The 13,751-nt window shown below is 72.8% G+C and carries 8 protein-coding genes; all 8 read left to right on the top strand.

The window, feature by feature from the left end; genetic code table 11:
• From BUE42_RS19410 to BUE42_RS31700, 8 genes are read left to right on the top strand one after another with little or no spacing between them, the layout of a single operon-like run.
• Window positions 1-423: a GPW/gp25 family protein gene (locus tag BUE42_RS19410; protein WP_073467001.1), complete on the top strand. Its 423-nt coding sequence runs from the start codon at window positions 1-3 to the stop codon at window positions 421-423.
• Window positions 420-4,229: a baseplate J/gp47 family protein gene (locus tag BUE42_RS19415; RefSeq protein ID WP_073466946.1), complete on the top strand. Its 3,810-nt coding sequence runs from the start codon at window positions 420-422 to the stop codon at window positions 4,227-4,229. The genes BUE42_RS19410 and BUE42_RS19415 overlap by 4 nt, the downstream gene beginning before the upstream one ends.
• A complete protein-coding gene (locus BUE42_RS19420) occupies window positions 4,226-5,020 on the top strand; it encodes a hypothetical protein (protein WP_073466947.1) in 795 nt (264 codons plus the stop codon). Before BUE42_RS19415 ends, BUE42_RS19420 begins: the two co-directional genes overlap by 4 nt.
• Window positions 5,017-7,500 carry a hypothetical protein gene (locus tag BUE42_RS19425; protein WP_073466948.1) on the top strand — a complete coding sequence of 828 codons (2,484 nt, stop codon included), beginning with the start codon at window positions 5,017-5,019 and terminating at the stop codon, window positions 7,498-7,500. Before BUE42_RS19420 ends, BUE42_RS19425 begins: the two co-directional genes overlap by 4 nt.
• The gene (locus BUE42_RS19430; RefSeq protein WP_073466949.1) at window positions 7,493-9,262 is read left to right on the top strand and encodes a contractile injection system tape measure protein; all 1,770 of its coding nucleotides are present in this window, start codon (window positions 7,493-7,495) and stop codon (window positions 9,260-9,262) included. Before BUE42_RS19425 ends, BUE42_RS19430 begins: the two co-directional genes overlap by 8 nt.
• On the top strand, window positions 9,246-10,613 hold the full coding sequence (locus BUE42_RS19435; RefSeq protein ID WP_073466950.1) for an ATP-binding protein: 1,368 nt from the start codon (window positions 9,246-9,248) through the stop codon (window positions 10,611-10,613). The genes BUE42_RS19430 and BUE42_RS19435 overlap by 17 nt, the downstream gene beginning before the upstream one ends.
• Window positions 10,610-13,066 carry a hypothetical protein gene (locus BUE42_RS19440; protein ID WP_143171608.1) on the top strand — a complete coding sequence of 819 codons (2,457 nt, stop codon included), beginning with the start codon at window positions 10,610-10,612 and terminating at the stop codon, window positions 13,064-13,066. The genes BUE42_RS19435 and BUE42_RS19440 overlap by 4 nt, the downstream gene beginning before the upstream one ends.
• A complete protein-coding gene (locus BUE42_RS31700) occupies window positions 13,063-13,617 on the top strand; it encodes an eCIS core domain-containing protein (protein WP_083614284.1) in 555 nt (184 codons plus the stop codon). Before BUE42_RS19440 ends, BUE42_RS31700 begins: the two co-directional genes overlap by 4 nt.
• Window positions 13,618-13,751 lie beyond the last annotated feature (134 nt).

Here is a 13,751-nt window from a genome sequence, read left to right on the forward strand (position 1 = left end):
ATGACCCTCGACAAGCGCTTCCTCGGCACCGGCTGGGCCTTCCCGCCGGCCTTTGACGGCCGCACGCTGCATGCGCTGACGGTGTCGCAGGACCAGGACGTGCGCGAGAGCCTGCGCATCCTGCTGTCCACCGTGCCCGGCGAGCGGGTGATGCACCCGACCTACGGCTGCGGCCTGCAGCGCATGGTGTTCGAGAACATCACCGAAAGCACGCTGACCGAGATCCGCAGCCTGGTCGAGAAGGCGGTGCTGTTCTTCGAGGTGCGCATCACGCTGGACCAGGTCGAGATCGACACCTCGGACCTGTACGAAGGCCTGCTGCGGCTGCAGCTCGATTACACGATCCGCAGCACCAACACGCGCGACAACATGGTGTACCCGCTGTACCTGAACGACGGCGCGGCGCGCGAGGTGGGCGCATGACCACCGGCATGGCCGTCGGAACGTCGCAGAACGAGCGCTTCCCGCCGGCGCTGGCCGACGGCTACTTCCGCGTCGACGAGCTGCCGTTCGAGGACCGCGTCGCGATGACCGCGACGCTCGCGCGCCAGCTGCGCTTCGTCGACCTGGACAACCGCGAGGGCGGCGACTGGCGTGCGATGTTCGCGAGCGACGTGACGATGGTGCTGGCGCGCATCGCGAGCATCGACGTGCAGGCGCTGCAGGAGGACTTCCTGCACGACGTCGATTCGGCACCGCTGCCGCGGCTGGCCCACCAGGTGGTCGAGCTCGCACAGTGGATCGACCTGTGGTTCAAGTCGCTCGACGGGCGCGACGATGCCGCGTCGCAGGCCTTCCGCGAGCGCATCCAGCAGCTCGTCGCCCAGCAGCTCGGCGCCGAGCTGCAATGGGTGCACGGCCGATTCGGCCACCGCAGCTGGCAGGGCCGCGAGGTCGGCCGCTCGCACGAGCGCCTGGCCGGCATCTGGAGCAGCAGTGCGCCGCTGCTGGCCACCGCGGCGGCCGGGCGCGACGAGCGCGAGCTGCTGCGCGAGCGCTATTTCGTGTTCCTCAGCGCGATCGACGCGCTGCGCGCGCTGGCGCGCGAGCTGCTGCCGAGCACGCTGCACACCGGCACGCACGAGGCGGCGGTCGGCCTGCTGATCGCGTTCCTGAAGGTCTACGAATCGGCGCAGCGCGAGGTGAACCGCTTCACTGCGCGGCATGTCGATTTCTACTACCGGGATTGCCTCGGCTTCGGCCCGGCCGGGCCGGTGGCCGACGAGGTGCACCTGGCCTGCGCCCGCGATGCGCGCGGCGAGCGGCTGCTGAACGTGCCGCAGGGCACGGTGTTCGACGCCGGCAAGGACGCGGCCGGCCAGCCGCTGCGCTTCCACAGCGCGGCACCGCTGGTGGTGACCGATGCGCGCGTCGCGGCGCTGTGCACGCTGCGGATGGAGCGCGACGCACGGATCTCGCCGGAGTGCGAGTTCGGCTTCGTGACGCGCGCGAAGGCGGCGCGGCCGGTGCCGGACGGAACCAGCGCGTGGCCGCTGTTCGGCGGCGGCGCCGGCGCGGTGGATGCGCGGCTGGGCCTCGCGATCGCGTCGCCGCTGCTGTTGCTGCGCGAGGGCGAGCGGACGATCCGGGTCGAGCTGCCGCTCGGCGAGGGCGCGGGCGACGACACCGCCGTGCTCGACGCCCTGGTCGATGCAGTCACCTTCGCGACCGACCCCGTCACGCTGCGCGATGCCTTCGGCCGCCTGCTGGGTCACTGGCTGCTGTCGGGCCGGGCCGATTTCACCGAGGCCCAGCTGCGCCGCATGCGGCTGGCCGCGCACCGCGAGCTCGAAGGCCGCGTGCCGCAGGCCCACAGCCTCGGCGACCCGCTGGTGCTGCTGGCCGGAACCGAGGCGCCGCAGCGCGTGCTGGTGTTCGAGCAGCTGTTCCACGGCCTGTTGAAACTGCACCTGAGCGCCGCGCACGGCTGGCTGGAGGCCACCGACGCCGACGTCGACCGCCTGCCGGAAGGCGGCCTGTCGATCACGCTGCGGCTGCGCCCCGACGTGCCGGCCATCGTCGGCTGCGATCCGGTCGTGCACGGCGCCGACTGGACGACGCGGCTGCCGGTGCTGCGCATCGAGCTCGGCACGCAGGGCCGGCTCTACCCGTACTCGCTGCTGGCCGACCAGCCGCTCGCCGAGGCACGGCTGCGCGTCAGCGCGAGCGGCGTGCGCGACATCGTGCTGCACAACAACCTCGGCCGGCTCGACCCGACCAAGGCCTTCCACCCGTTCGGCCCGCTGCCGACGCTGTCGTCGTACCTGGTGGTCGGTGCGCGCGAGGTGGCCTGCAAGAACATCCAGCGCCTGTCGATGGAGTTCGAATGGGGCGGGCTGCCGCTGGACGCCGGCGGCTTCGACACCCACTACCGCGGCTACCCCGAAGAACAGCGCCGCGGCGACTTCAGCGCCGCGCTCGCGATCCTGCGCGACGGGCTGTGGCAGCCGTGCACCGGCACGTCGGCCCACCAGCCGCTGTTCGCGCCGCCGGACGCCGCCGGCTGCCTGCAGCCAATGCGGGAGATCGAGGTCGACCCCGGGTCGGTGCGCAAGCACAGCCGCGCCGGCGACCCGGCCGAATGGGACGCGCCGCTGCCGCGCAACGGCCTGTGCCGGCTGCAGCTCACCGGCCCGCGCGGTGCCTTCGGGCATGCCGCGTACCCGATGGTGCTGGCCGACACCGTCACCGCGAACGCGCGCAAGAACCTGCGCGCGCGCTGGCGCCAGCCGCTGCCGAACCCGCCGTACACGCCGCTGATCGAGCGCCTGACGCTGAGCTACGAGGCGGCCGGCGTGATCCGGCCCGGCGCGCAGAGCGCCGACGAAACGCGCGGCGACGCCGAGCGCCTGCTGCACCTGCACCCGTTCGGCGTCGAGACGCTGCATTCGGCCGCCGCCGGCGCGAGCCACGGATTGCTGCCGCGGCCGGGCGATGACGGCAACCTCTACATCGGGCTCGCGGCCAGCGACCCGGGCGGCACGCTGACGCTGCTGTTCTCGCTGCTCGAATCAGCTGCGGATGCGACACGCTCCGGCGCCGTGCGCGCCCCGGTGCGCTGGGCGACGCTGGCCGGCGACCACTGGCGCCCGCTGCCGCCGGCGCGGGTGCTGGCCGACAGCACCGAGGGCTTCCTGACCTCGGGCATCGTCACGCTCGACCTGCCGGGCGACCTGACGCTCGACAACGAGGTGATGCCGGCCGGCCTGTACTGGCTGCGCGCCGCGGCCGGTGCCGGCTTCGAGGGCTTCGCGGCACTGCAGTCGGTGCAGGCGCATGCGCTGCGCGCGCGGCGCGTGCTGCCGCCGGATGCGGCGATGCTCGCGATCCTGCCGCAGGGCCGCATCACCCGATCGCTGGCGTCGCTGCCGGGGCTGTCGGGCGTGCAGCAGGTCGGCGCGTCGTTCGGGCTGCGGCCGGCCGAGGATGCGGGGCTGCTGTACACCCGCGCCGGCGAGCGGCTGCAGCACAAGCAGCGGGCCAGCACCGCGTGGGACGTCGAGCGGCTGCTGCTGGCGCGCTTCCCCGAGGTCTTCAAGGTGCGCTGCCTGTCCGTCGACGAGATCGCCGCGGCCGGCCAGCCGCGGCCGCCGGCCGGCCAGGTGCTGGCGGTCGTCGTGCCGCAGGTGCCGCGCAACGACCCGGCTTTCGCCTGCGCCGCGCCGCGCTTCAACGCGATCGAGCTGCGCCGCATGGCCGACTACCTGCGCGAGCGCGCGTCGCCGTTCGCGAAGGTGGTGGTGCGCAACCCCGTCTACGACCGGCTGCAGCTGCGCTGCACCGTCGGCCTGCTGCGCGGCGTGCACGAAGGCGAGGCCTTGCAGCGCCTCACCCGCACGGTGATCGCGACGCTGTCGCCGTGGTTCGACGACGGCTGCGGCCCGGCCTTCGACTGGGTCGTGCGCGGCGAGGACCTGGAGGCCCGGCTGCGCGCGCTGGACGGCGTCGAGTACGTGACGCAGCTGTCGCTGCTGCACGTGACCTGCAGCGATGACGGCGTGTACACGCTGGCCGACACCGCGCGCGAAGGCCGCGGCGAGGCTCACAACGAAAGCGCCCGCGGCCACGCCGTCTCGCTCGCGCCGTGGAGCCTCGCGCTGCCGATGCCGCAGCACATCATCACCGCGGCACCGGCCTTCCCGGCGTCCGCGGTGCCGCAGCCGACCGGCATCGACCAGCTGGCGATCGGCAGCACCTTCGTGATCTCTGCGGGCGGAGGCGTCGCATGACGATCCGCAACCGAAAGACGCTGCAGCACTTCTTCGACGAAGGCCGGCTGCCGACGCGCGACCATTTCGCCGACCTGATCGACTCGATGCTCAACATGAGCGACGAGGGTTTCCACAAGTCGGCCGAGAACGGCATCGAGGTCTCGTCGCCGGCCGGCTACGACGCGCTGGTCAGCTTCTACCGCGAGCAGAGTTCACGCACCGCGCTGTGGTCGATGAGCTATGGCGGCGACCGCGACCAGCTGCTGTTCCACCGCGCCGGCGTCGCCGCCTCGCGCGGTCGCAAGCCGGTGCTGGCGCTCGATCCGCAGGACCGCGTCGGCATCGGCACCGCGGAACCCGCGCAGGCGCTGGACGTGGCCGGCGTCGTCGCATCGCAGGGCCGCGTCGGCAGCTGCCGCTGGCCCGGCGTCGCGCCGGCGCTGGCCGATGGCGAATGGCACGACCTGACCGGCCCGCTCGCTGGCTGCCAGGCCTTCGAGGTGATGGCCGGTGCCGGCCACCCGGGCGGCGGCCGTTTCGCGCTGATGCATGCGATCGCGATGAACACCTACAACCCGGCGTCGGGCTGGTGGGATTTCCTGTCGCGTCGCAAGCGCATCCGTTGCGACAACACCTGGTACGGCCGGCGCTGCGACAAGCTCGAGCTGCGCTGGGAAGGCAGCAGCGGGCGCAACGCCAGCTACCGGCTGCAGGTGCGCTCGAAGTGCGACTACGGCAGCGGCGTGCGCATCCAGGCGACGCTGACGCGGCTGTGGTTCGATGAATCGATGGAGGGCTGCGCGCCATGAGCACCGAACGCGATGACGCAAGCTTCGCGCGGCTGCGCGAGCAGGGCATCTCGTGGCTGCAGGCCGTCAGCGGCCAGGCGTGGACCGACCACAACCTGCACGACCCCGGCATCACGATGCTGGAGCAGCTGTGCTTCTCGCTGACCGACCTGGTGTACCGCGCCGATTTCCCGGTCGCCGACCACCTGACCGGGCCCGACGGCGCGATCGACCACGCCGGCCTGTCGCTGCACCCGCCGGCGGCGGTGTTCCCGTGCCGCGCGACCACCGCCGCCGACCTGCGCCGCCTGCTGCTCGATGCCGTGCCGGGGCTCGACGACGCGACGCTGCAGGCGCGCGACGACGGCGTCGTGCACCTGGTGCTGCAGCTGTCGCAGGGCGCGGCCGACAGCGAGGCCCGGCGCATCGCCGACGCGCGCGCCGCCTTCCTCGCGCAGCGCAACCTCGGCGAAGACCTCGACCTGGCGGTGACCTCGGTGCAGCCGGTGGCCTGCGAGCTGCATGCGCGCATCGAGATCGGCGGCCCGCGCGACGCGGCCGACGTGCTGGCCGAGGTCTACGACCGCTGCGACCGCTTCGTCGCGCGCGCCGCGGTGAGCCGCAGCCTCGACGAGCGGCTGCGCGCCGGCGCGTCGCTGGAGGCGATCTACACCGGCCCGGCGCTGCAGCACGGCTTCATCGACGACCTGCCGAGCGGCCAGGACGGCACGCAGCGGCTGTTCTTGTCGGACCTCGCCGCGGTGGTGCAGGCGGTGCCGGGCGTGGAGCTGGCGCAGCTGTCGGAACTGCGGCCGGCCAATGCGGCGGCCAGCAACGGCTCGGTCGCATGGCGCGGTGGCAACTGGGCGCTGCGGCTCGCGCTGCCGAACGACGGCTCGCCCGGAACGATCGTCGTCACGCGGCGCGGCAACGCGGTGGCGGTGCCGCCGACCGAGCTGTGCCGCAAGCTCGAGGACCTGCGCGCCGCCGGCCGCTCGAACCGCGCGCGCCGGCAGGCCGACCAGGCCGGCCGCGCCGCCGCCGCGTTGCCGCGCGGCGAGCACCGCGACCTGCAGCGCTACCACTCGGTGCAGCAACTGCTGCCGGCGATCTATGGGGTTGGCCGGCATGGCGTGCCGCGCTCGGCGCCGCCGCAGGCGCGGGCGCGGGCGCAGCAGCTGCAGACCTACCTGCTGATGATGGAGCAGGTGATCGCGCAGGGCCTGGCACAGGTGCAGCACCTGCGCGAGCTGTTCTCGGTGAACGGCGGCTCGGCGCAGACGCTGTGGTCGCAGATGATCGGGCCCGACAGCGTGCCCGGCGTCGAGCGGCTGCTGCTCGCGCCGGCCGCGCAGATCGAGCAGGCGGTGTACCGGCCGTTCGACCGCTCGGCGCGGCGCAAGAGCCGGGCGCTCGATCACCTGCTGGCGCTGCACGGCGAGACGTACGCGCAGAACTCGCTGCGCCAGTTCTGCGGGCATCACTCGCCGCAAGAGCTCGAATCAATGCTGCTGGAGAACAAGGCGGCCTACCTGAGCGACATCGTGCGGCTGACGCGCGACCGCGCCGGCGGCTTCGATCCCGGTCGCTCGGCGTGGGGAGGGACGGACAACTGCAGCGGACTGCAACGGCGCGCCTCGCTGCTGCTCGGGCTGCGCCTCGGCCACCCGCGCTCGCTGACGCAGGCGCTGCGCCAGCAGAAACTCACGCTGGTGCCGCAGCCGCTGCCGCAGCACGCGTCGCTGCAGGTCTCGCCGCAGCGCGCGCAGGCCGCCACCACCGCCGGCCAGGCGCTGCGGCCGGCCACGCGGCCCGAGCTGCAGGCCGACCTGCAGCGCATGGCGGTGCTGCGCGGGCCCTTGCCGGCAGCCCTGTTCCGGGCGGGCTTGTGGCGCGACCGCTACCGGCTGCTGGCGCCGCCCGGTGCAACGGCGACATCGCCGCACCGGCTGCTGCTCGGCCCCGACGAAGACGGCCGCTGGTGGGACCTCGGCGAGCACACCGATGCGCCGGCCGCGCGCCGTGCTGCCGGCAGCCTGCGGCTCTTCCTGCTGCACCTGCAGCAGGAGAGCGAGGGCATGCACGTCGTCGAGCACGTGCTGCTGCGCCCGCTCGCGCCCGGCGGCCGGGCGCATGCGGCGCTGAACCTGAAGGCCGGCTTCCACGCGCTGCGCATCACCGTGCTGATGCCCGGCTGGACCACGCGCACCCGCCAGCCGGCGTTCCGCCGCTTTGCGCAGGACACGCTGCGCATCAACTGCCCGTCGCACCTGTCGCTGCAGTGCCTGTGGCTGGAAGCCGACGCGATGCAGCGCTTCGAGGCCTGCTGGGTCGTGTGGCTGGCGGCGCGCGAGTCGCTGGCGGCGGCGCCCGACGATGCGCACCTCGCCGCCGAAGCCGATGGAGCGGCCTGCCGCGTGATCCCGTTCCTGCGCCAGCCGGGCGACAACAACGATGCAGGAGGCGAGGGCGACGAGCCCTTCATGCAAGGCCATGCCTGACGCGCACCTGATCGAACACCTGCACGTCGAGGTCGACTTCGACGCCGGCCTGCCCGCGGACGAGGCCGAATCGCGGCTCGCCGCGTTCATGCAAGGCCCGGCGCTGCGCATCGTCGACGAGCTGTTCGACGAGGCCTGCGCGCCCGACGAGGTGTGGCGCATCGACGAACTGGCGATCGACCTGGGCGAGGTGGCTGTCGACGGCCTGGAGGAGACCTGGGCGATCCGGCTGCGCGAGCGATTGCAGGACAGGCTGGCCGACCTGCGCGGGCCGGGCGGCGTGGCCGCGGCGCGCGGCGGGGCCGGCGGCGTGCGGCGCAGCCTGCCGCAGGCGCGACTCGAGGCCTTGCTGCACTTCCTGCGCCATGGCCACCTGCCGTGGCAGGGCCGTGGCGAGGACCCGGCCGCGCTGGCCGCCGAGGTGCTGCGCCACGATGCCGCCGCGCTCGCGCTGGCACTGCGTGCGATGGACGACCGGCCGCGCCTGCTGAAAAGGCTCGCGGCGCAGTTCGATGCGGCCTGCCTGCGCGCGCTGGTGCATGCGCTGATGCCCGGCGAGCCGGCGGCCGCGGACCGGCTGCTGAAGGCCGCCACGCTCGGCACCGCGCCGCTGTGGGAAGCCGTGCTCGGCCAGGCGATGGCCCATGCCGGCGCGCCGCATGCGACGGCGCTGCCGCTGCTGCGCGCGCAACTGCTGGCGGCGCTGCAGGCCGGCTCGTCGTTCTCGGCCAGCAGCGATCCGCTGCAGTCGGTGGCGCCCACCTGGGCCGCGCTGCTGAAGGACGATCGCGACTGGCTGAAGACGACGCTGCAGCGGCTGGGCGACAACACCGCGCTGCGCCAGCGCATCGTGCGTGCGTTGCCGCAGGCCGTGCTGCAGCAGGTGCTCGGGCTGTGGCTCGGTAGCGGGCTGACCGCGGCCGTCGACGACTGGATCGCGCGGGTGGCCGAAGGCGAGCCAGCCTCGGCCGACGAGCGCGCCGGCCGCCGGCAGCTGCTGTGGCAGGCCTCGTTGCAGCATGCGATGCAGCGCGGCGCGGCGCCGTTCGATGCGTGGCGCTATGCCGAGCACATGCGCGTGCAGGTGGCCGCCGCGAGCGTGCCGGCCGCGCCACCGAGCTGGTTCGAACGCGTCGTGCGAGCGGCGACCGCGGTGCTGGCCTCGGCGGCGGCGGCATTGGGATTCGGGCGAGGGAAGGGCGCTGAACCTGCGCCGCCCGAGCCCGTCGAGCCGACGGTCGACGCGCTGCCGCTGCCGGTCGAGCTGCTGCCGGTCGGCAACGCCGGGCTGGTGCTGGTCGCGCCGTACATGCCGCGCCTGTTCATGATGCTCGGCCTGTCGGACGAGCGCGCCTTCACCGATGCGCCCGCGGCCGAGCGCGCGGCGCTGCTGCTGCAGCTGATGGTGACCGGCGAGGCCGCCGCGCCCGAGCCGGCGCTGGTGCTGAACAAGCTGCTGTGCGGCATCGACCTCGCGGCGCCGGTGCCGCGCGGCATCGAGCCGACCGAAGCCGAGCGCAACGCCGTCGACGGGCTGCTGGCCGCGGTGATCCAGCACTGGAAGATCCTCGGCAGCACCTCGGTCGCCGGCCTGCGCGAGACCTTCCTGCAGCGCGACGGCCGCCTGCAGCATGCCGACGAGCACTGGCAGCTGAACGTCGAGCCGCGCGGGTTCGACATGCTGATCGACCAGCTGCCATGGGGCTACGCGACGATCCGCCACCCGTGGATGAAGGAGGTGCTGCATGTCGAGTGGCGCTGACCTGCGGCTGCTGCGTGTCGAGCTGAACGCCCGGGTGGTCGGGCGTGAACTCGCGTGGCTGGAGCGCGTGCTGCAGGCACGCATCAGCCTGCACTTCGGCCAGGGCGAGGCCCCGTCGGCACCGGCGATGGCCGCGCCGGCGTTGGGGCGTGACGACGGCGACTACGCGGAACTGGTGCACGCGGCCGGGCTCGAAGCCGACGAGCGGCTGGTGCTCGCACTGGCGGTGGCGCCGCATTTGAAGCCGCAGCTGCTCGACATGCTGTTCGTGCGCAACCGCAACCTCGACCGCGGCTTCAGCGAGTTCGGCGGGTGGAAGGGGCGCTCGCACGGCGGCTTCCTGCCGACCTGCGAGACGGCGGCCTTCCTGGTCGCCGGCGAAGACATGGCGCACCGCTTCGCATTGCAGCGCCTGCTCGACGAAGACCGTCCGCTGCGTCGCCACGGCCTGCTGCGCCTGCAACACGACGGCCCCGGCGAGCCGTGGCTGAGCGCGGCCCTGCACGTCAGCGGCGACACGCTGGAGCGGCTGGCCACCGGCGAGTCGCGCAAGCCCGATTACGGCATCGGCTTCCCGGCGCGGCTCATCACGACGCGGCTCGGCTGGAGCGACCTGGTGCTCGACGGCGAGGTGATGGACGAGGTGCAGGCCATCGTCACCTGGTACCGGCACGGCCAGCGGCTGCTGCGCGACTGGCGGCTCGACAAGGCGCTGAAGCCCGGCTACCGCAGCCTGTTCTACGGCCCGCCCGGCACCGGCAAGACGCTGACCGCGACGCTGATCGGGCAGGAGGTCGGCAGCGACGTCTACCGCATCGACCTGTCGATGGTGGTCTCGAAGTTCATCGGCGAGACCGAGAAGAACCTGGCGCAGGTGTTCGACCAGGCGCAGAGCCGGCAGTGGATCCTGTTCTTCGACGAGGCCGACGCGCTGTTCGGCAAGCGGACCGCCACCTCCAGCTCGAACGACCGCTATGCCAACCAGGAGGTTTCGTACCTGCTGCAGCGGGTCGAGGACTTCCCGGGCACGGTGATCCTCGCGACCAACCTGAAGGCCAACATCGACGATGCGTTCGCGCGGCGCTTCCAGTCGCTGGTGCACTTTCCGATGCCGGACGCCGAGCAGCGGCGCCTGCTGTGGGAGGGCATGGTGCGGCACACCGGGCGGCTCGGCGACGACGTCGACCTGCAGGGGCTGGCCGAGCGGCACGAGCTGTCGGGCGGCGCGATCGCGAACGTCGTGCGCTTCGGCGCGCTCGGCGCGCTGCAGGCCGGGCGCGAGCGCATCGAGATGGCCGACCTGCGGCGCGGCGTCGCGAAAGAACTGCGCAAAGAGGGGCGCACGGCATGACGCATCGAGATGCACCTTTCCCGCGGCCCGCGCCGTGTGCGCGATGCCGGCGGCTGCGCATCGCGCTGGCTGGCGCGGTGCTGGTGATGGTGGCGAGCCTCGGCTTGCGCGCGGCGACGGTGCCACAGGCGGCCTCGGCACCGGCTTCGTCGGCAGCGTCCGCACCGGATGTCGCGATGGTCCCGATGGCTGCAGGACCCGCGGCATCATCCGCGTCGGCGGTCGACATGCGGCTGGTCTACAAGACCGTCACGCTGCCGTCGGCACGCCGCGGTGCGCCGTACGGCCCGCGCGAGGTCGTCAAGGGCGGCACGCCGCCGTACCGCTACACGATCGACGGCAAGCTGCCGCCCGGGCTGGTGCTGACCGAAGACGGCCGGCTCGGCGGCCTGCCGGCCGAGAACGGCAGCTTCCGCTTCGTGCTCGGCGTGCAGGACGCCGAGTCGCCGCCGCGCATTGCGCAGCAGGCCTATGTGCTGAACGTCTACACGCCGTCGATCCGCCCGCCGGCCGGCGCGGCCTCGGCGGCGTCGGCGCCTGCCGCTCCGCCCGCGCTGACGACGCTGGGTGTGGCCGATGCCGAAGCCACCGCGAACACGCACGTCGGCCTGCCGGCCAGCTACAAGCTGACGCCGGCCGACCAGGCTACGCTGGCGCCGGAGGCGGCGGCACCTGCGGTGCCGGCACCGGTGTCGACGGCCGCGCCCGAACTCGTGCCGGCAGACGGCCTGCCGCTCGCGGCGGTCACCGAGCCGGTGCCGCCGGTCGTGCCCAGCCCGGACCAGCTGGCGGCGGTGCTGCTGCCGTTGACCGATGTGGAGTACCCGACGCGCGCGCTGTTCGTCAACGCGCTCGAACAGAGCCGCTGCGCGTACTACCGCGTGCACGTGACCGAGATGGCGCTGAAGCAGCAGCTCACCGTCGACCCGCAGTGCCCGCCGCCGGCGCAGGCGTCTGCGGCCTCCGCACCTGCTTCACGCAAGCCCGCCGTCACCGCGCCCGGCAGCCTCAGCCTGCGCGAGTTCTACGACAACCTGCTGCCCGCGCCGCTGCGCGGCGCGATCGTCCGCGCCGCCGAGAAGCGCCACCCGTTCGGCGATGCGAAGCCGCTGCGGCTGAGCGGCGCCGGCTGCGGCTGCACGCCGCAGCGCACCGACAACGAGGTGATCGGCTTCGTGCCGTACTGGCTGGCCACCGAGGCGCCGCTGGCCGTCGACTTCAGCCTGTTCACGCGTCTGAGCTACATGGGCGTGGTACTGGCCGACAGCGGCAACTGGGTGCTGCCGCCCGGCTGGGACGGCCAGGCCGGCGGCTTCGCGCGCGAGACGCGGCGGCACGGCACGCGCGTCGACCTGGTGCTGTACCGGCGCGACTGGGCCTCGGTGCTCGCCTTGCCCGAAACGCAGCTCGACACCGTCGCCCGCAATGCGGCGCGCAACGCGGTGGTGCTGGCCGACACCCGCAACGACGACCTGCAGGCGAACCTCGACGGCCTGCTGCTGCCGCAGTGGCGCGAATCGCCTTACGTCTACGACGGCATCACGGTGTTCTTCGAGGATTCGCCCACCGACGGTCTGCAGCAGAAGGCCTTCGCGCGTTTCCTGAAGCTGTTCCTGCAGCGGCTGGTGGCCGAGATGCAGGCGACCGGCCGCAGCTACCAGGCCAACATCGTGGTGCCCGACAAACTGCTCGGCGACACCGGCGCCTACAACTTCTCGGACCTGATGGACGTGCTCGAGACCGCCGAGCCGCGGCGCAGCAGCAAGGGCGTGGAAGAGGGCGCGAAGGTGCGCTACCGCGGCACGACGGACCTGACGATCGACTTCCTGGTGCTGCTGAGCGAGCCGACCGGCGCGAGCACGATGACGCTGCGCGCGCGCATCGACGCGACGCCCAACCTGAGCGGACACCGCCGCATCGCCTTCCTGGAGAGCGTGGTGCCGATCGAGTTCCACCAGCGCGGCGAGAAGCCGGCCGCGCTGCCGCCGCAGGAGCGCGACCAGCTCGACCGCGACCTGGCCTACATCAAGTGGACCTATGGCGGCATCGGATTGTGGCCGCTGCCGACGCCGGGCATCGGCAGCGGCGAGACGGTGCATGCGCTGCTGACGCACAACTACGCGGTGCCGCGCGGCGCGCTGGCCGGGCTGTGCGAGTTCGCGTGCCCGAACCGGCTGCCGCTGCGGCTGCTGTTCGAGGCGCTGCTGCTGGCCGAAGGCATCGGCATCGCGCTGTATACGTGGAACTGCCGCGTGCGCCGCATCGGTCGGCGCTACCTGCTGATGCTGTGGGCCGGCGCGCTCGCGACGCTCGCGCTGGCCTTCGTCGTGTTCAGCTGCGACCCCGCGCTGCTGCATTGGCGCGAGCAGAATTACCTGCTGTACGGACTGATCCTGCTGCTGTTCGCGGCAGGCGTTTATGTGACGTTCAAGCCGAGAGTGGAGGCCCCATGAAAGTGCAACTTCATGCCAACGACCGTGTCGACGACGGTCCCGAGACCCACGTGCATCAACGCGCGGCCGATCCGTTCCACGACAGCCCGCGCATGGTGGCGCAGCGCGCGCAGATCGAGGCGGCGTTCGGCGACGCGGCGCAGCGCGCGCCCGACCTCGGCGAGCTTGAGGAGGAAGAACCGATGCAGGCCAAGGCCGATCCCGCGCTGGGTGGTGTGCAGGGCGGGCTGCCCGGTGCGCTGCAGGCCGGCATCGCGTCGCTGTCGGGCATGGACGTGTCCGACGTGCAGGTGCACCGCAACTCCGACAAGCCGGCGCAGCTGAACGCGCTGGCCTATGCGCAGGGCAACGACATCCACCTCGCGCCCGGGCAAGAGCAGCACCTGCCGCACGAGGCCTGGCACGTGGTGCAGCAGCGCCAGGGGCGCGTCGAGCCGACGATGCAGATGGCCGGCGTCGGCGTCAACGACGATGCGGGGCTCGAGGAAGAGGCCGACAGGATGGGCGCGCAGGCCCTGCAGGGCGCGGGCCTGGAGACCGACGGGCACTGACGCACCGCACCGCGTGCGCATTCGGTCACGCGAAGGGGGCTCGATTCATCTCCAGTTCCGATAGGTCCTGCCGAAAGTCTGGGGGAGTGGACCAGGACAGGCCCAGCATTGCTGCGGCCTGCCGGGATCCACGT

This window comes from Rhizobacter sp. OV335 (genome assembly GCF_900142965.1).
In the GTDB taxonomy this organism is placed as follows: Bacteria; Pseudomonadota; Gammaproteobacteria; order Burkholderiales; family Burkholderiaceae_C; genus Rhizobacter.